Below are 20,491 nucleotides of genomic sequence, written 5' to 3'. Positions count from 1 at the left end.
AGATTTTGTAAATGCTGAAGCATAACGTTTGAAACGTTACCAAAACTTTGATATTCTAATTTAAACGAGTAGTAGATGAGCAATTCTACATCGTAAAAAAACTTAAGTTACATAGGGAGGAATTTTATTATGGCATTCGAACTTCCACAATTACCGTACGCATATGATGCGTTAGAACCAAACATCGACAAAGAAACAATGAACATTCACCACACTAAACATCATAACACGTATGTGACAAACTTAAACGCTGCACTTGAAGGCAATGAAGAACTTTTGAGCAAAAGTGTTGAAGAAGTAATCGCGAACCTTGATGCAGTTCCTGAAGCGAAACGTACTGCAGTACGCAACAATGGTGGTGGACATGCTAACCACTCATTATTCTGGCAAATCATCTCACCAAACGGTGGCGGACAGCCAACTGGTGAATTAGCGGATGCAATCACATCTAAATTCGGTAGCTTTGACAGCTTCAAAGAAGAATTCGCTAAAGCAGCTACAACTCGTTTCGGATCTGGTTGGGCTTGGCTTTCAGTAAACAATGGTGAGCTAGAAGTTTCAAGCACTCCTAACCAAGACTCTCCAATCATGGAAGGTAAAACACCTTTACTTGGTTTAGATGTTTGGGAGCACGCTTACTACTTGAACTACCAAAACCGTCGTCCAGAATACATCAACGCATTTTGGAACGTTGTAAACTGGGATGAAGTAGCAAGTCGTTACAGCGCAGCAAAATAAGCTGGGTATTAAAAAAAGAGGATGTCCCAAAAGGGTCTGACCTCACACGCTATCCATCGTTTTTCGTGTCATGTTCACGACTTAAAACGATAGATAGTTGATGTGGTTCAGGCCCGGGACCTCCTCTTTTTTTTGTACTTGGAGGAAAAATTTTGAAATAACCTCTCCTTTAAATAAATGTCCATTGTTTTTCAAACACTATAAAAGTAATTAAAGGAGAGTTAAAATATGGGCATTATAAAAAAATGGACTGGAGACTTGGAGATTAATCGGGATTTACGGATTTTGCTAATTATCGGCGGACTATACAGCATGAGTATTGCGCTCTCAAATACGTTTGTAAATGTATTTCTTTGGAAGCAGTCTGGAGAATACGTGGATATCGGCATTTATAATTTGTCCGTGGCACTCTTTCAGCCGTTCACATTTGTGTTTGCTGGAAGAATTGCCAAAAAGGTGGACCGGGTTATAGTTTTGAGGCTTGGTGTAATATTTTTAGCTGCTTTTTATTTAGCTGTTCTCTTAATTGGCACACAGGCCACTCATTTTCTAATCTTATTAGGTGGATTACTTGGAATAGGGTATGGGTTTTACTGGCTTGCTTTTAATGTGTTAACATTTGAAATTACAGAACCAGAAACACGTGATTTTTTCAATGGTTTTTTAGGACTGCTTACTTCTGCAGGAGGAATAATCGGACCTATTTTCGCGGGCTTTATCATTTCCAAGATGGAAAAATTTACAGGGTACACAATAATTTTCGCTGTATCATTGTTATTATTTGCGATAGCGGTATATTTTAGTTTTTCTTTAGAAAGACGGCCAGCACATGGGAAATACTTATTTTTGCGTACACTTAAAGAAAGGAAAAATAATGATAATTGGCGTCAAATTACGTATGCACACTTTTTCCAAGGTTTGCGTGAAGGAACATTTATGTTTGTCGTCTCGATTTTTGTTTTCATTCAAACGGGAAGTGAACTAGCATTAGGAAATTACAGTATGGTGAATTCAATCCTTTCGTTTATCGCTTATTATTTCGCGGCAAGATATATTAAGCAAAAAATGAGGAAGAAATCAATCTTGCTTGGCGGAATACTCTTATATGCAGGCGTGTTCTTAATTGCTTTCGATGTTACCTATGCCAAGCTGCTTTTTTACGCGGCGACGATCGCGATTGCTTATCCAATTCTACTAGTACCGTATATGTCTTTAACTTACGATATTATTGGTCGTGCATGGCAGGCTGCAGAGTTAAGGATTGAATATATTGTAGTAAGAGAACTCTACATCCTGCTTGGTCGAATTGTTTCTATTGCGAGCTTTATCCTCACTGTCATCTATTTTGACCCGGTAAAAAGCTTACCTATCTTTTTATTGATCGTTGGTTCAGGACATACAATTATTTATTTATTTGTTAGAAAAATTCAGATGGACCACCCTGCTTAATATACGAATGACGAGAAAGGGTTAGACCTCGCGAATAAATAAGGTTTTAATAACATAAAACGCGAGGTCTACGCCCTTTTTACTGCTAATGAAAGTAGGCCCCACGCATTTTTAGTTCCTGCTCGAGGAAATTCAGCTCGTAATAAAACATTCTGGCACTAATAAGTACATCAATTCTAGAGAGAAGCCAAAACACCTGTAAGACAAAATAAATAAGCAGTAAATAAACTAGATATTCTCTTTCAAGTTATATAAAATAAGATAGATTACTATTTTTAGAAGAGGATGTGTGGCTTAGCGTGTCAAAAGAAAAGAAGAAAAAGACTCATGTTCCTTTACGATTAAATCTACTTTTCTTTGCTGTTTTTCTATTATTTTCAGTACTAATTCTCCGTCTTGGACTTGTTCAAATTGTTTATGGGGATGATTATAAAAGAGAAATTGAGAGAACGGAAGAAGTGACAGTGAACAATCCAGTTCCTCGTGGGAAAATGTATGATCGAAATTTAAACGTGATCGTCGACAATAAGCCATTGGACGCTATTACTTATACGAGAAGCCAGGGTACAAGAGCAACGGATATGCTAGACACTGCAGAAAAACTAGCAAAACTAATTAATAAAGAAACGGATAAAATAACGCTACGAGATAGAAAAGATTTCTGGATCCTTAAACATCCGGATGAAGCCGAAGCGAAAATTACCGATGCCGATCGAAAAAAGGTTACCGAAGGCGAACTTGAACAAAAAGATTTATACAAGCTTCAAATTGAGAGAATTACCGAGGAAGAAATCAATTCTTTTACAGATGCCGAGCTTGAAGTGCTTGCCATTTACCGTGAATTCTCAAGCGGCTATGCACTAACACCACAAATTGTTAAAAACAAAGATGTGACCGAGGAAGAATTCGCACGGGTAAGTGAAAATCTTGATTCTTTGCCAGGTGTAAACATTACAACGGACTGGGATCGAACATATACTTTTGGTCAAACATTGAAATCCGTCCTCGGTAAAGTATCATCATCAGACGAAGGTTTACCGAGTGAACGTCTTGATTATTTCCTTTCTCGCGGGTATAGCCGGAACGACCGAGTAGGTAAAAGCTATCTCGAATTACAGTATGAAGACGTGCTTCAAGGCAATAAAGCGAAAGTGAAGAATATTACAGATAAGGGTGGGAATGTTGTTGAATCCCAAATTGTATCTGAAGGACAGCGTGGGAAGGATTTAGTCTTAACTATTGATATGGATCTTCAGCAAGCAATTGATAATGAAATTGAGAAACAATTACTTCAGGCTAAAAAAGCAGGTAATACGAAATTCCTCGATCGGGCCTTTGTTGTTTTAATGGATCCGAAAACGGGTGAAATATTGACAATGGCTGGGAAGCAATATGCTATTGATAAGGAAACAGGTAGACCAACGATCAATGATTATGCACTTGGTAATATATCATCTTCCTATACAGTTGGGTCTAGTGTAAAAGGTGCAACGATATTGACTGGATATAAAACCGGTGCTATTCATCCAAATACGTATTTCTACGATACAAGGTTAAATATTAAAAACCTTTCAAAAGGTTCATATACAAATATGGGGAATATAAATGACTTAACAGCTTTGAAAAAATCCTCTAACGTATATATGTTTAGAACAGCGATTGCCATAGCTGGAGCAGAATATGTTCCAGGCAGGGGGCTGAATATTCCCCCAAGCACTTTTGATACGATGCGAAATTCTTTTGCCCAATTTGGGCTAGGTGCGAGAACAGGTATTGATTTGCCAAATGAAATGGTTGGGTACAAAGGTGGAGAAGTACTTCCGGGTAAATTGCTCGATTTATCAATTGGACAGTATGACACGTATACTCCGATGCAGTTGGCCCAATACGTGTCAACGATTGCCAATGGCGGCTATCGAATGGAACCACATATGGTGAAAGAAATACACGATCCTGTTGATGATAATACAGAACTTGGTGCAGTAGTTAGCGAAATAACCCCAAAAGTACTTAATAAGCTAGATATGAAGGATAGCTGGATTAAGCGAGTTCAGGATGGCTTTAAATTGGTTGCCATGGAACAGGGGGGAACTGCATATAAATACTTTGGTCATAAACCTTATACGGTAGGTGCCAAAACAGGTACGGCCCAAGCATTTTATGATGGACCAAACAAAGATAAATATAAAGAACTTCAAGCGACTATGAGCCTTAGCATGGTTGGCTTTGCACCAGCAGAGAATCCTGAAGTTGCTTTTGCAGTGGTTGTTCCTTGGGCTTATCAAGGTCATGCTAGTAATGGCTTGAATGGAAAATTGGCTGAATTTGCTCTAGATACTTATTTCGACTTGAAAAAAACTCGCCAACAGGCAGGTCAAACAGAGGCGACTTCAGAGACGAAGGTGACTAATAGTAAGGAAGTTCTACAAGAGCAGGCGGAAATAAATCAAAATAACGAATAAACATTTGGTAAAAGAGAATCTGAAAAGGGTCTGACTTCACGACCTATAGATAGTACATCGAACACATTGTACTATTTATAGAGTCTGTGGTGTCAGGCCTTTTTTCTTTGGAAAAGGGACTGAACTTCGCAAAAATTAGCTCCGGACTGCCACCTTCATAAGGTGACCAATTTGAGAACCTGAACTTTTTTCATCGTTGGATTGGGAGTAGACTGTCGTGCACATAAATATCTATCTGTAAAAGCGGGCATAAATAACGAATAGAATTGTTTTTTCTCGCTAATTCGACTCAATTCTTGTTGGCTGTTTACAAAATTCGTACAGAAGTTTACGCAAAATTTACAAATGGTTTAATGTTCGTTAACAGTAAGATAGTAATCTTAGTTTGTAGAAACAAACAATGAAGATATCAGGGGGAATAAGTAAATGAAGAAGTTTAAAGGTTTCGCTTTAACAGCAATGTTAACTGGAGTATTGGCTGTAGCAACAGCATGCGGCTCAGACACTACTAAAGAAGAAAGTACTTCTGGTACTACTGGGGACACAAGTGCAAAACTTTCTGGAGAAGTTATTATTGATGGTTCTTCTACTGTATACCCAATCATGGAAGCTGTTTCTGAAGAATACGGAGCAGTTCAGCCAGATGTAAGAGTATCTGTTGGTTTTTCAGGTACTGGTGGCGGATTTAAGAAATTCATTGCAGGAGAAACAGACTTAAGCAATGCTTCTCGCCCAGTGAAAGATGAAGAAAAAGCAGAGCTTGATAAAAACGGAATCGAATATACTGAATTACCATTAGCATTTGACGGGATAACAGTTGTAGTTAACCCTGATAATGATTTTGTAGACCACTTGACAGTGGAAGAATTAAAAGCGCTATGGGTAGATAACGGCAAAGCAAAAATGTGGTCTGATATCCGTCCAGAGTGGCCGAAAGAAGAAATTAAATTCTATTCTCCAGGTACAGATTCAGGAACATATGATTATTTCAACGAAGTAATTTTAGAGGATGCACCAATTGTTTCAAATGCAACACTTTCAGAAGATGACAATATTCTTGTTCAAGGTGTATCAGGTGATAAAAATGCGATTGGTTTCTTTGGATATGCTTATTACGCAGAAAACCAAGACAAGCTTAAAGATGTAAGCATTGATAATGGAAATGGTCCAGTTGAACCAACTCATGAAACAATTGGAAATGGGGACTATGCACCACTTTCAAGAACAGTTTTCACATATGTATCTAATAAAGCAGTAGCTGAAAAAGAACAAGTTGCAGATTACACAAAATTCGCAATTGAAAATGCAGGTAAAATGGCAGAAGAAGTTGGTTATATCAGCTTACCTGAAGAAGATTATAAAAAAGATTTAGAAAAACTTGCTGAACTTACAAAATAAGTTTAGTTAGATAAGAATAACAAAAAATGAAAAGATGGCGGGTACAACCTGGATGAACCCGCCATCCTTTTGGCTATGATGAAAGGGGTTTTCAGATTGCCACGCGGTAACCAGAAAGAATACTCAGTGCAGCAAATGATAACAGAGAAACGATTAAAGAAAAAAAATCACTTTAATTTTGAAAAGTTAATTCCCGGACTACTTTTATTAACAGCGGTGCTATCGGTTTTGACAACGATTGGCATTGTGTTCACATTAATATTTGAAACATTTATTTTTTTTGACAGAGTATCAATTATTGAATTTTTCACGAATAAAAAATGGTATCCATTTTCTGCGACAGATGCATCATTTGGAATTATGCCGCTCGTAGTGGGTACTTTAAAAGTAACAGGAATTGCAGCGGTTGTTGCAGTCCCGATTGGTTTGGCAACAGCCATTTATTTGAGTGAATATGCTTCTGAAAAAGCACGTAGAATCATAAAACCAATTTTAGAAGTATTGGCTGGTATCCCTACTATCGTGTATGGATTTTTTGCACTGACATTTGTTACGCCAATATTAAAACAGTTGATTCCAAGTCTTGAAACATTTAATGCATTAAGCCCTGGGATTGTCGTGGGAATTATGATTACACCAATGGTTGCTTCTTTATCAGAGGATGCCATGTCGTCTGTACCACGTTCAATTCGCGAAGGAGCCTTTGCGCTTGGAGCCACTAAATTAGAGACGACAATTAAGGTCATTTTACCCGCAGCAGTATCTGGTATTACTGCATCAGTTGTTCTTGCATTATCTCGAGCAATTGGTGAAACGATGATTGTTTCAGTAGCAGGTGGTTCAACACCGAACGCTAGTTTTGACGTCACATCTTCCATTCAGACGATGACGGCGTATATTGTTCAGGTGAGCACAGGTGATGCTGGGTATCAAACGACCATTTATTATAGTATATATGCAGTAGGAATGACTTTGTTCCTCTTTACACTGTTTATGAACTTGTTTGCACAGTTCATCACACGAAAGTTTAAGGAGGAATATTAATGCAAAAGTTAGTAGATAAAGAAATCATTGCAAAACAAATGTCGAGTAGAATTATCAGAAACCAAATGTTTAAAGGATTGTTTTTCCTTTCTACATTGTTTGGATTGTTAGTACTCGGAGTATTGTTCTACAGAATTATTACCCAAGGAATTGGCTATATAGATTTGGATTTCTTCCAAAATTTCGCATCAAGAAGACCGGAAAATGCAGGAATTAAGGCTGCCTTCATTGGTACAATCTGGCTTATGGTGGTCGTGGCTCCTGTTTCGTTAATACTTGGTGTCGGAACAGCGATTTATTTAGAAGAATATGCGAAAAAAAATAAATTCACATCATTCATTAAACTTAATATCTCCAATCTTGCTGGTGTCCCTTCGATTGTCTTTGGACTACTGGGGCTTACCATTTTCGTTAGAGCATTAGCATTAGAGCGTTCTGTGTTAGCAGCAGGATTAACGATGAGCCTTCTCGTTCTTCCTGTCATTATTGTAGCTTCACAAGAAGCAATCCGATCTGTGCCGAAAGAACTACGGGAAGCATCTTTTGCGATGGGAGCTACGAAGTGGCAAACTGTTTTAAAAGTTGTATTACCTGCTGCGATTCCTGGAATCTTAACGGGGGGGATTTTGGCTCTATCGAGAGCGATTGGTGAAACTGCGCCGCTTATCGTTATTGGAATTCCGATGTTCGTCGCCTTTTTACCTAAAACAATCATGGACACATTCACTGTATTACCTATGCAAATCTACAACTGGACATCCCGTCCTCAAACAGAATTTCAAGATGTAGCAGCGGCTGGTATTCTTGTTATGCTTGTTTTATTAATCCTGATGAATTCGATAGCGGTATTCATTCGAAATCATTTCCAGAAAAGATATTAAGGGAGGAAACAGCAAATGAATGTTACATTATTAAGATCCCAAAGTGAACAGGATGAAAAAACTCAAATGACACATATGGAAAAAGAATTTGTCTATAAAACAACCGATTTGAATTTATGGTACGGAAGCACACATGCGCTAAAAAACGTCAACTTGGATTTATATGAAAATGAAGTTACAGCTATCATTGGCCCATCAGGATGTGGTAAGTCAACGTATATTAAAACGCTAAATCGCATGATTGAGATGGTTCCTGGGGTAAAAACTTCTGGTGAAATTCAATATAGAGGACGTAATATTCTTGATAAATCATATGGAGTGGAAGATTTACGTACTCAAGTAGGAATGGTATTTCAAAAGCCAAATCCATTTCCAAAGTCTATTTATGAAAATATTGCGTACGGACCCAAAATCCATGGAATCAAAAATAAGAAGGTTCTTGATGAAATTGTTGAAAAAAGTTTACGTGGTGCAGCGATTTGGGATGAGGTGAAAGATCGTCTTAAAGAGAATGCCTATGGACTTTCAGGGGGACAACAACAGCGTCTTTGTATCGCACGTTGCCTTGCCATTGAACCGGATGTAATCTTGATGGATGAACCTACTTCCGCTTTGGATCCTATTTCGACATTAAAAGTAGAGGAACTAATACAGGAACTAAAAAAGGACTTTAGTATTATCATCGTTACGCATAATATGCAGCAAGCTGCACGTATTTCAGACCGTACGGCCTTTTTCTTAAGCGGTGAGGTTGTCGAATATCGTGATACAACAACGATTTTTTCAAACCCTACTGACAAACGGACAGAAGATTATATTAGTGGAAGATTTGGTTAATGAAAAAGAGGATGTAACGACATCCTCTTTTTTGTATTCACTATTCAGTCAGCTTTTTAACAATTTCCGTAATTTCCATATTAGGTGTAAATGTATATTGTCCGATTTGAATACGTTTGATTAATTGATTTTCTTTTAAGTATTGGAGAAACACTACACCATTTTCAAGGATACCCTCTTTTTCTAGTACTTCAGCTATTTTCTCAGGTGTCATCCCAGATTCTACGATTAACGTATAAGTAATAGTGGAAGGTTTCTCTATTGATTCAGGTTTAGCTTCAGATATAGGCTTACTAACCTGTTCGGGCTTGCTTACAAGTTCTTTTTGGTCAGATTCAGCAGTCTGGATTTTGTAACCGCTTTGTTCGACGATTCTTATAGCTTCATCAACTGTTAGATGGGTATTCTTTTCAACAGGGAGTACATATGAATAGCCTCCAACAAAAGCAGAAGTGAATATGATTCCTGCTGCAAATGCTCGAATTGTAGATTTATTCATGTTTTGATCCTCGCTTTTGTTGCTTCTTCAATGACAGTGATGACCGTATCCATTGATAAGGTAGATTGTTTGGCTATTTGCTCAAGAGATAGTCCTTGGTGATATAGTGAGAGCACCTGGCTTTTAAGAATTTCATTGATCTGTAATACAGTGTTGGTTGGTTGTTGTACTGCATACGATGAAGGAGTTTCTTGAATAAGTAGTTCTTCTTCCAATATTTTTATTTTCTTTTTAATTTGATACATTTCTTGCATATGCGTAATGGCCATTTGTTCCATTTCTTCTTCAAGTTTTACATGATCTTTTTTGAAGAAGGAAATTAGTAAAAGAATAATCGAAAATGTAAAAAGACCAATTAGTAGATATTCCATACGTTCACCTCTGTATTTATTAATTGGGTCATTTGTTTGTTTAATTATCCTGATATCTCGATAAATAGACCATTCATTGAGCAAAGGATGCTGTTCAAGGACGGTAAAAACAAAGGGAATTGGCGTTAACCGTTCAGTCACTTTTCTTAATTTACCACATTTTTTTGCAAATTTGGGCAAGTTTCCGAAACATTGAGCATAATAATAAAAAATAAACCGGTATTTGTCTGAAACGTTGTCGAATTCAACTTAAATAAAACAAAATGCTTTGTTATAGAAAAAATTTTTTACTATTTTACTTAGAAGGAAAAGGAGTCATGAAATTCGACAAAATGCGTTTATTGTACGGAATGCTATTCAGTGCTACCATTAGAGTAATAAAAAACTGATTATTCTAACTATTGAACGGACGCACAGCTTTAAGGTTGTAGGTCTCATTTTGTACTGATAGATTGAAGCGCTTACATTTATTGAAAAGGAGAGAATCATGATGAACACATTATCTGCTTACGAAACATTACCAAAGGGAAATGAGTCATATGGTTTCCAGAAGCAATTAAAAACCGGCATATGGATTGACGGAGAATTTGACTGGTATTCTGAAGAAGAAATGGCTGTCAATTCAGGGGGGAAAATGCGCTCGTTGATCCAATCTTTTTCAAAACAGCATATCTCATTTGTGAGATGTACGATAAAAAATACATCTGCTTTTTTAAAATCACCTAAAATGGTATTTCATTATGAAAACATGCGGGATCCTCAAAATGTTGCCTTTTATTGCCCAGGTGAGAAGGCTATCTTACACATTGGCAAAAAGTCAGTCGCCTTGCTTGGTGGGCTTGTAAAAGGAAAGGGAATCTCGCAGTATTGTATTCAAGGGAAAGGAAGCTTGTATCAGTATGGCTGTTTTAAATCGCTTAAAGACGGAATTCTTTCCTATTCACCGCTTGCAAAAGGAGAAGTGAGCAGCATTTTTTCCTTGGAACCGGAAATTCAACCTGATGAATGTATTGAAGCAGTCGCTTGGGTCATCCATACAAAGACGAAAGAGGAAGCATTGTTTATGCATGATCAACTACTCTCTGCACTTCCCGATTAATAATAGTGTTTTGCCCGGGTTTTACAGGCTATAATCCCACACAACAGCTTTTGTTTTGAGAAATAATGAAATAATAGGTGGATGATAAACAACCTATAAATCTCCTGATGGATAGTTGGATTTAATAATGATATTTCTCAAAAAACAGACTAGCATTTGCATAGAAAAAATGCTATTATAGAAAAGTCCTATGTGAAAACGTCAATATGTTTGGAGGGAAATACACATGCGCGTGAATATTACATTAGCTTGCACTGAATGTGGAGATCGTAACTATATTTCTAAAAAAAATAAACGTAACAATCCAGATCGTCTTGAGCTTAAAAAGTACTGCTCAAGAGAAAAACGTTCAACTACACACCGTGAAACAAAGTAAGCAACAGGGTTTTCTCCTGTTGTTTTTTTTATGAAGTAAATGGTTTTGCTATGCAAAACGTAGCACAATACGAAGTTAATTAATTGAAAATTTGAATAGATCTGACAAAAACGAGCGATCTTTATCCCGCATTAACAGGTAGAAACATCCCACTGATTGAAGTTTCACTTTATTTATGTTAAGGATTGCATGTTGAAACAATAGAAAGGCAGGGTTATACATGACAGATATTAAGCGAAAAATCCGTGAAGAAATGAAACGTAGATTATCAAGTTTATCTACGATTGAGCATACCCAGTTTTCACGTGATATTGCACAGAACGTATTCGCGTTAAAAGAATGGAAGCAGGCAGAAACGATTGGTATTACTGTAGCGGTTCATCCGGAGCCTGAAACTAAATTTATAATCGAACAAGCTTGGCTCGAAGGAAAACGCGTAGCGGTTCCGAAATGTATACCAAGCAGTAAACAATTAGATTTCAGGTACATAACCAGCTTCTCGGAATTAGAGACGGTTTATTTTGGCTTGCTTGAGCCAGTATTGCAGACGGAGCATGCAAATAAGGAAGACCTCTCTTTATTGGTTGTCCCGGGTTTAGCGTTTACTAGACAAGGGTACCGTTTAGGCTTCGGTGGCGGGTACTATGACCGTTTTCTTACTGATTATAAAGGTAAGCTACTGTCACTTGCATTCGAACTTCAGTTAATGGAATACTTGCCAATTGAAGGTCACGATATCCCTGTTGCCCAAATTATCACACCAAATCATGTGTATAGTACGAAGCATTAGTACAGAGGCACATCCATCAAAAGAGTGTCATTCTATTGAAAGGTAGTCGCGCTGTACTGTTTTAACATCATGCTCGTATGTTTCATTAAAGTGGATATAACGGACATGACTAGGAAGCATAAATGAAGTACACAGCCGTTAGATTTAATACGAACAGTTAAACCGGGATAAAAAATCCCGATTTCGCCACACTAGGAGTAGGAGGGATTATTATGCTTCGAACAATAATGAAAATTGCGATGATTGGCACGGCTGTGTATTTTGGGTATCATTATCGGTACCGCCTGATAAATCTAGTATTAGCCAATTCTTTTTTGCGTAAATTGCTCGTTTCGGGAACATTTGGATCACGTGTTGTGCGTGAAAAGATGATGCAAAGTCTATTTAGTGAAGGGAATGGCTCCAATTATACGTAAGGAAAGTTTTGGGTCTGATTCTGTATCTCCTTAATTTAGAGGAGTGAGGATCAGCCCTTTTTTAGGGGCTAACGGGATGAATTGCATCTTTTCGAGAGTAAGAGTCCATCAATCTGATTGCGATCTAGATTTTTCTAAGTCTTTAGATTTATAAAAAGCATAACAATTCATGTATCTATGTTTGTACAATTACAATTAAATCTACTATAGTGAAGAGGAAGGGTAAGCAAGACTACATAAATTAGCAGTAAGAAAGTGGGGAAAGTATTGGGATTTAAGGAGGACTATTTATATTGGTCAATCGTAAAAAAGCTTTCAGTTCAATATCATTATCGAATGGTTACGATATCTGACAATCATCAAGAAATCTGGCTTGAAACAGATAAAGACAAAGTGTTTCCTGTTGTTAGAATCATTCGTCACGATCTTGATTGGGCGAATTGGTTAAAGCGTGATATTGAAAGAGCTACTCTAATAGGTGAACAAATAAGAAAGAAACTGGTTAAAAAGCCGTTGGATGTTTTGAATATTTATATTACAGCTTTTGAACCTGTAGATGATTATGAATTTATTGACAAGAAAAGGACGGCAAACAAAACGACTGTCACTTCACAAATTGTAAGTACAGCATCCTATTCTGCCAGAATAAATGAGCTTGATACGATGTTTACTAAGTCTCTTTTCATTGAATTATCTCCTGATGAGGAAATCGACGAACAAAAGATTAATAAGATAAAACAGGAAGCACTAGCGGGTTCTGTTCAACAGGCAAAGGAAGAACAACAGCTATTCCAAAGAGGGAAACCTCTATTTACATATTTTTTTATGGCAATTCAGCTTATCATCTTTTTACTTATGGAAATGAATGGTGGTAGTACGGATACAAAAACATTAGTGGATTATGGAGCGAAATATTCTCCTTATATTATGTCTGGGGAATGGTGGCGCTTTTTTACACCGATTGTTGTACATATTGGCTTTATGCATTTATTGATGAATACGATGTCTCTTTATTTTATTGGAACGGAAGTTGAACGGCTTTATGGAAATATCCGTTTCTTGATCATCTATCTCGTTGCAGGTTTTGGAGGATCGTTAGCAAGTTTGATCATCACGCCGTCCGTTTCTGCAGGAGCAAGTGGAGCGATTTTTGGTTGTTTTGGGGCTTTATTATATTTTGGAATGATATACCCGAAGCTATTTTTTAGAACGATGGGTATGAATATCATTATTCTGATTGCTGTTAACTTAGGCTATGGCTTTTCAGTGTCAGGAATTGATAATGCCGGGCATATTGGCGGGTTGATTGGCGGTTTCTTGGCTGCAGGAATCGTTCATCTGCCTAAACATAGACTAAACATTAAACAACTGTTATTTGCGGGTGCTACGATTATCCTTACTTATGGATTACTTCAATACGCCTATAGTGATAGGAATCAATCCATATATTTTGATGAAACGACAGCGAGTCTAGCCCAAGAATATATGACAGCTGGAGAGACTGATAAAGCATACGATTTGTTAAAGGCTAGTATTGATAAAATGGAAAATCATCCATGGTCATCATTTGTTTTAGGAAATATTGAATTTGAGCGTGGAAATTATCAAGATGCCTCAATCAACTATGAAGAGTCTGTAAAGCAAAAACCAGAATTTCATGAAGCGTATTATTATTTAGGTTTATGCTTTTATAAACTGAATCGCATTGAAGAAGCGAAGAAGCAGATTCAAAAAGCGGTTGATCTTTCTCCAAATCAAGAAGAATATCAAAAAATATTGAATTTGTTAAACGAAGCGCCATAAAGTGTCCTACGTATGCAATACGAGGAAACCTGATTGAAAATTATTAGTCCGTGTATAAAAGCTAATCCTTTTAAAAAGCCACAATAGTATCACTGAAGGGTCTGACCACACACTCTAAATCAGTATGAAGCGTTTCATTCATTTTTGCGGTGTTTGACCCTTCTGTGATTTTGAACCATTTTTTATAAACTTTGACGAAGCAAAATAGGGGTACCGTCACTAGTTTGAAATAGAATGAGAAGCTCGCTGTGATTTTTTGCAACAAGCACAATAGGGACGGTACTGCCAATTGGATTTAGAATGCTACCGTCTTCTTTTTTGATCCCCATAACATAATTTTTATATAACCCTTCCCACAGTTTACCGATTATTTCTTCTCTCTGTTCCGGTGGAAAACTTTTAAGCAGTTCATCGAATCTACTTGCCAGATCCGTTAATGGTAAAGCGATGTAATGATTTTCTAGGATGCCAAATTGTTTTAGTGCGTCAGTAAAAGCTGTTTCTACAATCGATTTTGTGTACTTGTCAAACGTATGCTGCCATGCTCTTTGCTCATTATTGCTTGAATCGTGAAACGCTTGAAAGTCCTTTTTGGGAGTGAGTATTGCATAAAGATGATCTTTACTCATTTTTTGCACACTAGTATAGGTGTTTGCTTTCGGATGCACTTCTCCGTAATGATAACTAACACTTTCGAAGAGACCACTTTCTTGTTCAGTAAAAGATTTTGTTTGTAATAAATTTGCTTGATTTTGTTTCCAATCCTTAAGTATTCCTATTAATCGGCCGTTTTTATATAATAAAGATATATCTTGGCGTAAATAAACCGGCTTAACTAAAGTTGATTCGATTTTCCAGTATACTTGATATTGAGAGGTACCTGCTTGCCTTGCAAGTAAATTGGTAGCAACTGTATTAAATCTGAGGTCTGGATCTATCGGAAAAAAGATAATAGTATCTTCGACAGATTTTGATCCGAATGAAAAGAATGCAGCTAATAGAGCTGTTACTAATATAATGGCTGTATGCTTCCATTCAATTTTCATCGTTCACCTCCAAAAGATCACGGTACTCCATCTTATGAATTTAGATGGACAACTATGAAAAAAGATTTTGTTTTTCAAAGATAAAACATCCATGAGGGCCTGCTCTAAAAACAATCGATAAAGTGAAACCTCAATCAGTGGGGGCTTACTGCTCATTAATGCAGGATAAAAAGGTTCCAGTTTTATAAACTGTATCACTTTATGAAGGTGGCGGTGTGGAGTTGAATTTGCGAAGTACCGCCCCTTTTCCGAAAAAACGCTTTCACTTGTTGGTTAATCATGCATTCGCTATACTTTTAATAGAATTTAAATAAAGCTAAGTAAAGCAACTTTAGAAAGGGGAATTCATGAAAACAATATATGATATTAAAACATACTTAAAAAGATTTGGAACGTTCATCTATACAGGTGACAGAATCGCAGATCTTGAATTAATGGAAGTAGAAATTCGAGAAATGTATAAGTTAGGTATGATGGAACCTAAAGAATTTCAGATGGCTATTTTGTTGTTAAGGCAGGAGATTCAGGCTGAGAATGAGAAGTAGTCAAGTTGATGCATAAAAATATTCAATATTAAAAATAGAAGGTGACTAAAATGGATAAATGGTTAATGGGCGTGGATTTGGGTGGAACTACAACAAAACTCGCAATTATTAATATGTACGGAGAAATGCTTCATAAATGGGAAATTGCCACTGATATTTCAGATAGTGGTCAACGTATTACTACTAATATAGCCAAAGCGATTGATGATAAATTAGCGGAATTAGGCGAGTCTAAAAGTAAGTTGCTGGGCGTTGGTATGGGGGCACCAGGCCCTGTTAATGCTGCTAATGGCTCAATCTATGAAGCTATTAATCTTGGTTGGAACAACTACCCGTTAAAGGACTTGTTGGAGGCGGAAACCTTATTACCAGCTGTTATTGATAATGATGCGAATATCGCGGCTCTCGGTGAAATGTGGAAAGGTGCTGGGAATGGGGCAAAAGATATCGTCTGTGTGACACTTGGAACGGGCGTTGGTGGTGGCGTCATTGCAAACGGTTTAATGGTTCATGGTGTAAGCGGTGCAGGCGGAGAATTGGGGCATATTACAGTTGTGCCGGACGCAGGTGCTCCTTGTAACTGCGGTAAAACAGGCTGTCTTGAAACGGTAGCTTCTGCCACAGGAATCGTTCGTTTGGCAAAAGAAGCTTTGGAAAAAACAGACGAACCTTCCTTACTACAAGAAAAGATATTTGGTGGTGAGAGCTTGTCATCGAAGCTACTTTTTACATGTGCGGAACAAGGAGATGCGATATCACTAAAGGTTATTCAACAAGTTAGTCAGTACTTAGGCCTTGCATTAGCACAAGCAGGTAATATCTTGAATCCAGAAAAGATTGTAATTGGCGGAGGTGTTTCTAAAGCAGGTGATTTACTGCTTAAGCCAGTACGGGAATATTTCGAACTGTACGCATTTAAACGTGTTCGCAAATCGACAACCATTAGTTTGGCTACACTTGGAAATGATGCAGGTGTCATCGGCGCCGCATGGCTTGTGAAAAAACAATTTGCTAATTAAACACTTTAGATAAATTATGACAATAAACGGATGTTCCAAAACGGTCAGTCCAAGCATTTACTATCCAGTTTATCGACATTTAAACTGGATGTTGTCCTTGTAAGAGCTGGCATTTTATTTTGGGACATCTTTTTGTATGAAGGACATGGGGTTCAGGATTTCGTAACTTATTAATAAGCCTTCTAATTAGCAAGTATACTTATTTTTATAGAAAACATCTTGAAATTTGGCTTCGCACCGCCACCATTGTGATTAGGTGAGTGTAGCGTGCTACTTGATTGGTCCTTCATGGTAAATGGTGGCGTTTTAACGCAATATTAGTTTTGTACGTAAGTTAATAAAAATTTATTTTTGTGACAGTTTTTAGGGGCTTTCGTAGATATTTTGTTTTATAATGAATATCTATACCATTAGTAAAAATAGGAGGTGTGGAGGTTGAAAAGTTTTTTAGGCCAGTAGCTTATCAATTGCTGCAGCCAAGATTTGTGGCAAATCGTTTAAACATTCGTTTAATCTTATGTATCATCTCCACTTTCCTTCTCCTATCGGCTTGTGAGGCCACGAATAATGAAGAAACACTGAAACCGGAAAAAGACTTAGAAAACCCCATCGCCGTTAAAGACAATGACGAGATACCAGAATTTCTAATCGACTCTCATGAACAGATTGAAAAAGTGTATGGTTGGCTGGATTCTTCCACCATTCTTTATGCGTCAAAACTTGATGAAAGCGATTCGTTGCAATTAATGAGTTGGAATTTTAAGACTCAGGAAAAGCTCGTTTTTTATTTACCTACCGATGATATTGTGGACGTTAGTATTAGTCCGGATCATTCATATGTGCTCGTTCGTTTAGCTCCGTTAGCCAATAAAGCAATAATTGAAGTTTTGAATCATGACGGCACGAAAGCTTTTTCAGCTTCAGTTCCATCCATTGAATTAGCGTATGAATGGAATATTCATGACCCAGGTGTATTGTTTCTTTCTAGTTTTTTTGAAGATTGGTCATTTCGAACATACATCGTCAATACGAAAGAACAAAAGATTGAAGCGATAGAGTTTCCACAGCCCTTTGTGAAGTGGGGAAGTAAGGAAGAATTGCTGTATCTTGATTGGAATGAAGATGAGCCCAATTTAAAAGCGCCGCTGATGAAGAAGAATCTCTATACTAAGCAATGGGAAAGTATCATGCTTGATGTAATTTACTTTTCTAGAACAGCACATACATTAATGACCATTCAAGATCAAAGTGAGAACTATGATAAAGCTACGTATAGCTTTTTTAATGATGAAAACAAACTTATATCTAGTTTTTCAGCTCCTCATTTAAAGAACTATTCAAATTGGCTGATTCCTTACTTTGATATGAGAGAAGAATCTTCTCAGTTTATATCTTTCATACCGGAAAAAGCTGCGAATGTTGGACAATATGCTGGGGGATTTTCTTTACAGGTATTCAACTGGAAAACGGAAAAAGAAGAAGTGATTCTCACTAAAACAAAGAATGAACCAATAAGCTGTTCACCGAATGGCAATTGGTGCCTATATGGGAATCAATTTGAAAAAATCATTAATTTGAATAATAAAACAGTAAAGCATTTATTCCGCATTAACGGACAGTAAGTCCTCTGCTGATTGAAGTTTCACTATATTTGAAATAAGCTAAGAAAAAAGAGACCGCCGGATTGGCAGCCTCTTTTTTCTTACGCTTTAATTGATCAGTGTACAAGTGTTGGAAAGCCGTTATTAACTAGAGTCATTACGGCAAACCAGCCAAATACGGCAGTACTTCCTCCAGCAAACAAAATTGCTAGAATGTTTTTATCTTTAAATGCACGAAGTGTAGCAGCTAGTCCTAGTAACGCGACTAGAGCGAAAATAATTACTAATCCCATGTTTTAGCCCCCTTTGTTCTTAATCTTTGCTTACCTAAATGTACCCAAAGATTAGCTAATGAACTTTAGAATATGTAATTTTGATTGCATATATTAACATTTTAATGTTTTTTTGGATGTTTGTCGAGGTTAAAAAATGAACCTTGTTTGCAAGTTCATAACGGGTTTACTTGTGGGGGAAAAAACATGGCAATTTGTTTGGCGCAATCGCAAGTTTTTCACCACTTAATTTGCGGGTTAATTTATATTTGTTATTTCATTTATGTTCTTCAATAAATTAAGTGCGCACTATAAATGACATCACACTCATACCTATAATTATTTTAAGCCATTAGAATTCCAGTATGTTTTGATTGTTGTATCTCTGAATTGATTCCTTCAGTAAGTTAAATAAATGGTTTTATTTTTTCAAAAATGATAGGTTTAAAACGGTACAGCTTACTCGTGAATCTACTATTAATTGTGTAAAATGAATAATACGTATTGTGATTAGAATAGGAGTGGAAGATATTGAAGTGGAATCAGATTCCTTTAGGACCGTTACAAACAAATTGTTATGTAATGGAAAAAGCAGAAAAGTGTGTGATTGTTGATCCTGGTGGAGAAGGCAATAAATTAATTCAGTACATCCAGACGAAACAATGGCAACCCATTGCGATTTTATTAACACATGCTCATTTTGACCATATCGGGGCTGTGGATGTTATCAGAGAATATTACCAGATTCCCGTATATTTACATGAAAAAGAAGCAAAATGGCTTGCAGATGCATCACTAAATGGCTCACAATCATTTACACCAGCGCATCCAATCGAAATAAAACCAGCAGATCAAATGATTACTAAAGAATTTGACTTAGTGCTCGGTGAATTCAATTTTACTGTATTGGAAACGCCAGGACATTCACCAGGAAGTGTTTCCTATTATTTACGAGATGAAGGGATGATTTTCTCAGGGGATGTCCTTTTCCAACAAAGCGTAGGCCGAACAGATCTAAGAGGTGGCAATGAACAGCAATTGCTGAGAAGCATTCACGATAAGCTACTAACCTTGCCAGAAGATACTATTGTCTTGCCTGGACATGGACCGATTACGAATATTGCTGATGAAATGGATCAAAACCCATTTCTGAATGGATTTTAAAATAAGGCTCTTTTCGTAAAGATTGTTGTTTTTAGCAAGAAACCAATTCGAACAGATGTTGATCTTCGTTACAGGTGCGAGACTCCTGCGGGAAAAGCGTGTTGAGGGAGACCCCGCAAGTGCAAAGCACTGAGGAGGCTTCTGAGACCGCCTCTACAACGGAAATCAACCCGGGTTATTAGTGTAAAAATGATAGAAAAACAACAAAGTATGTGAAAACAGCCTAAAATAAAGAGAAATTTCAAACTATAGGGGGCTTTTTGCTCTAGTGCGATTAAAAAAAAAGAGTTCCCAAATAAAAAAGGGTCAGCCCCCCACTTTTACTATATAACGTTTATTTGTCGTGTAATGACATAATAAACGGTGTATAGAGTGTGAGGTATGACCCTTGGCCCCTTTGCTATGTAGCACTTAATGTGCTGCCCCGCCCACAGGCAGTAAAAATACTGTGTAATAGCTGTATCCAACGAAGAAAACGGTTAAATAAGCGCCAAACACATAGATATACATACGCTCTGAAAGACGAAGATAACTTAAAAGTACAAAAAAACCAGTTTGCCCGAAGAAAAGTAAAGATAATCCATACATGTCTCCAAGGTAGAAAAAGATTGCCATAATGGCTGTCCAAAAACCTAGAACGCGATACATACGATCCACTTTAATACCCCCTTTAATTCCCAA

Annotated in this window: 21 protein-coding genes; 16 read left to right on the top strand and 5 right to left on the bottom strand. The window is 37.1% G+C overall.

Translation table 11 applies throughout. The features are described from left to right. Window positions 1-129: 129 nt before the first annotated feature. From HNP81_RS03440 to pstB, 7 genes are all read left to right on the top strand, one after another. The gene (locus HNP81_RS03440) at window positions 130-738 is read left to right on the top strand and encodes a superoxide dismutase (RefSeq protein WP_028391806.1); all 609 of its coding nucleotides are present in this window, start codon (window positions 130-132) and stop codon (window positions 736-738) included. Window positions 739-966: 228 nt separating this feature from the next. Further along, the gene (locus tag HNP81_RS03435; RefSeq protein WP_028391805.1) at window positions 967-2,187 is read left to right on the top strand and encodes an MFS transporter; all 1,221 of its coding nucleotides are present in this window, start codon (window positions 967-969) and stop codon (window positions 2,185-2,187) included. A 299-nt stretch (window positions 2,188-2,486) separates the two neighbouring features. Continuing rightward, window positions 2,487-4,649: a peptidoglycan D,D-transpeptidase FtsI family protein gene (locus HNP81_RS03430; RefSeq protein WP_182501574.1), complete on the top strand. Its 2,163-nt coding sequence runs from the start codon at window positions 2,487-2,489 to the stop codon at window positions 4,647-4,649. Between the two features lie 426 nt (window positions 4,650-5,075). Next, a complete protein-coding gene (locus HNP81_RS03425; protein WP_182501573.1) occupies window positions 5,076-6,047 on the top strand; it encodes a PstS family phosphate ABC transporter substrate-binding protein in 972 nt (323 codons plus the stop codon). A 78-nt stretch (window positions 6,048-6,125) separates the two neighbouring features. Further along, window positions 6,126-7,091 carry a phosphate ABC transporter permease subunit PstC gene (gene pstC, locus HNP81_RS03420; RefSeq protein WP_034301603.1) on the top strand — a complete coding sequence of 322 codons (966 nt, stop codon included), beginning with the start codon at window positions 6,126-6,128 and terminating at the stop codon, window positions 7,089-7,091. Beyond that, the gene (pstA, locus tag HNP81_RS03415; protein ID WP_182501572.1) at window positions 7,091-7,972 is read left to right on the top strand and encodes a phosphate ABC transporter permease PstA; all 882 of its coding nucleotides are present in this window, start codon (window positions 7,091-7,093) and stop codon (window positions 7,970-7,972) included. The genes pstC and pstA overlap by 1 nt, the downstream gene beginning before the upstream one ends. 66 nt (window positions 7,973-8,038) lie before the next feature. Next, window positions 8,039-8,809: a phosphate ABC transporter ATP-binding protein PstB gene (gene pstB, locus HNP81_RS03410; RefSeq protein ID WP_376766717.1), complete on the top strand. Its 771-nt coding sequence runs from the start codon at window positions 8,039-8,041 to the stop codon at window positions 8,807-8,809. Window positions 8,810-8,849: 40 nt separating this feature from the next. On the opposite strand, the gene HNP81_RS03405 is transcribed toward pstB, so the two are convergent. Together HNP81_RS03405 and HNP81_RS03400 are read right to left on the bottom strand one after the other, a co-directional pair. Beyond that, complete coding sequence (locus tag HNP81_RS03405) at window positions 8,850-9,308, bottom strand: endolytic transglycosylase MltG (RefSeq protein ID WP_182501570.1); 459 nt, start codon at window positions 9,306-9,308, stop codon at window positions 8,850-8,852. Beyond that, entirely contained in the window at window positions 9,305-9,820 is a 516-nt protein-coding gene (locus tag HNP81_RS03400) for a hypothetical protein (RefSeq protein ID WP_246399230.1), read from the bottom strand. The genes HNP81_RS03405 and HNP81_RS03400 overlap by 4 nt, the downstream gene beginning before the upstream one ends. A gap of 346 nt (window positions 9,821-10,166) precedes the next feature. Here HNP81_RS03400 and HNP81_RS03395 point away from each other — a divergent pair, with 346 nt between their 5' ends. The 5 genes from HNP81_RS03395 to HNP81_RS24430 all read left to right on the top strand — a co-directional run bounded on the left by HNP81_RS03395 (window position 10,167) and on the right by HNP81_RS24430 (window position 14,163). Further along, window positions 10,167-10,778 (top strand): hypothetical protein, encoded by a 612-nt coding sequence (locus tag HNP81_RS03395; RefSeq protein ID WP_152534730.1) that lies wholly within the window; start codon window positions 10,167-10,169, stop codon window positions 10,776-10,778. A gap of 226 nt (window positions 10,779-11,004) precedes the next feature. Continuing rightward, window positions 11,005-11,154 carry a 50S ribosomal protein L33 gene (gene rpmG, locus HNP81_RS03390; RefSeq protein WP_028391797.1) on the top strand — a complete coding sequence of 50 codons (150 nt, stop codon included), beginning with the start codon at window positions 11,005-11,007 and terminating at the stop codon, window positions 11,152-11,154. Window positions 11,155-11,374: 220 nt separating this feature from the next. Continuing rightward, window positions 11,375-11,944 carry a 5-formyltetrahydrofolate cyclo-ligase gene (locus HNP81_RS03385; RefSeq protein WP_182501569.1) on the top strand — a complete coding sequence of 190 codons (570 nt, stop codon included), beginning with the start codon at window positions 11,375-11,377 and terminating at the stop codon, window positions 11,942-11,944. A gap of 212 nt (window positions 11,945-12,156) precedes the next feature. Then, entirely contained in the window at window positions 12,157-12,360 is a 204-nt protein-coding gene (gene yqgO, locus HNP81_RS03380) for a protein YqgO (RefSeq protein WP_028391795.1), read from the top strand. Between the two features lie 255 nt (window positions 12,361-12,615). After that, window positions 12,616-14,163, top strand: a complete 1,548-nt coding sequence (locus HNP81_RS24430; protein ID WP_182501568.1) for a rhomboid family protein — start codon at window positions 12,616-12,618, stop codon at window positions 14,161-14,163. 182 nt (window positions 14,164-14,345) lie between these two features. On the opposite strand, the gene HNP81_RS03370 is transcribed toward HNP81_RS24430, so the two are convergent. Further along, a complete protein-coding gene (locus HNP81_RS03370) occupies window positions 14,346-15,209 on the bottom strand; it encodes a hypothetical protein (protein WP_182501567.1) in 864 nt (287 codons plus the stop codon). A gap of 347 nt (window positions 15,210-15,556) precedes the next feature. Here HNP81_RS03370 and HNP81_RS03365 point away from each other — a divergent pair, with 347 nt between their 5' ends. The 3 genes from HNP81_RS03365 to HNP81_RS03355 all read left to right on the top strand — a co-directional run bounded on the left by HNP81_RS03365 (window position 15,557) and on the right by HNP81_RS03355 (window position 18,395). Next, window positions 15,557-15,754, top strand: coding sequence for a YqgQ family protein (locus tag HNP81_RS03365; RefSeq protein ID WP_028391792.1), 198 nt, complete (start codon window positions 15,557-15,559; stop codon window positions 15,752-15,754). Window positions 15,755-15,804: 50 nt separating this feature from the next. After that, the gene (locus tag HNP81_RS03360) at window positions 15,805-16,773 is read left to right on the top strand and encodes an ROK family glucokinase (RefSeq protein WP_034301116.1); all 969 of its coding nucleotides are present in this window, start codon (window positions 15,805-15,807) and stop codon (window positions 16,771-16,773) included. 428 nt (window positions 16,774-17,201) lie between these two features. After that, window positions 17,202-18,395 (top strand): YqgU-like beta propeller domain-containing protein, encoded by a 1,194-nt coding sequence (locus HNP81_RS03355; protein ID WP_182501566.1) that lies wholly within the window; start codon window positions 17,202-17,204, stop codon window positions 18,393-18,395. Window positions 18,396-18,490: 95 nt separating this feature from the next. Here HNP81_RS03355 and HNP81_RS03350 read toward each other — a convergent pair whose 3' ends face one another. Next, window positions 18,491-18,667 carry a DUF2759 family protein gene (locus tag HNP81_RS03350; protein WP_028391789.1) on the bottom strand — a complete coding sequence of 59 codons (177 nt, stop codon included), beginning with the start codon at window positions 18,665-18,667 and terminating at the stop codon, window positions 18,491-18,493. 510 nt (window positions 18,668-19,177) lie between these two features. On the opposite strand from HNP81_RS03350, the gene HNP81_RS03345 reads away from it, so the two are divergent. Next, window positions 19,178-19,810 carry an MBL fold metallo-hydrolase gene (locus HNP81_RS03345; RefSeq protein ID WP_182501565.1) on the top strand — a complete coding sequence of 211 codons (633 nt, stop codon included), beginning with the start codon at window positions 19,178-19,180 and terminating at the stop codon, window positions 19,808-19,810. 411 nt (window positions 19,811-20,221) lie between these two features. Here HNP81_RS03345 and HNP81_RS03340 read toward each other — a convergent pair whose 3' ends face one another. Continuing rightward, a complete protein-coding gene (locus tag HNP81_RS03340) occupies window positions 20,222-20,467 on the bottom strand; it encodes a DUF2626 domain-containing protein (RefSeq protein ID WP_028391787.1) in 246 nt (81 codons plus the stop codon). Window positions 20,468-20,491: the final 24 nt, after the last annotated feature.

It is taken from the genome of Peribacillus huizhouensis, from assembly GCF_014138605.1.
Lineage (GTDB): Bacteria > Bacillota > Bacilli > Bacillales > DSM-1321 > Peribacillus > Peribacillus huizhouensis.
The sequence above is the reverse complement of the archived record's forward strand: the minus strand, read 5'-3'. Positions and strand labels throughout refer to the sequence as shown.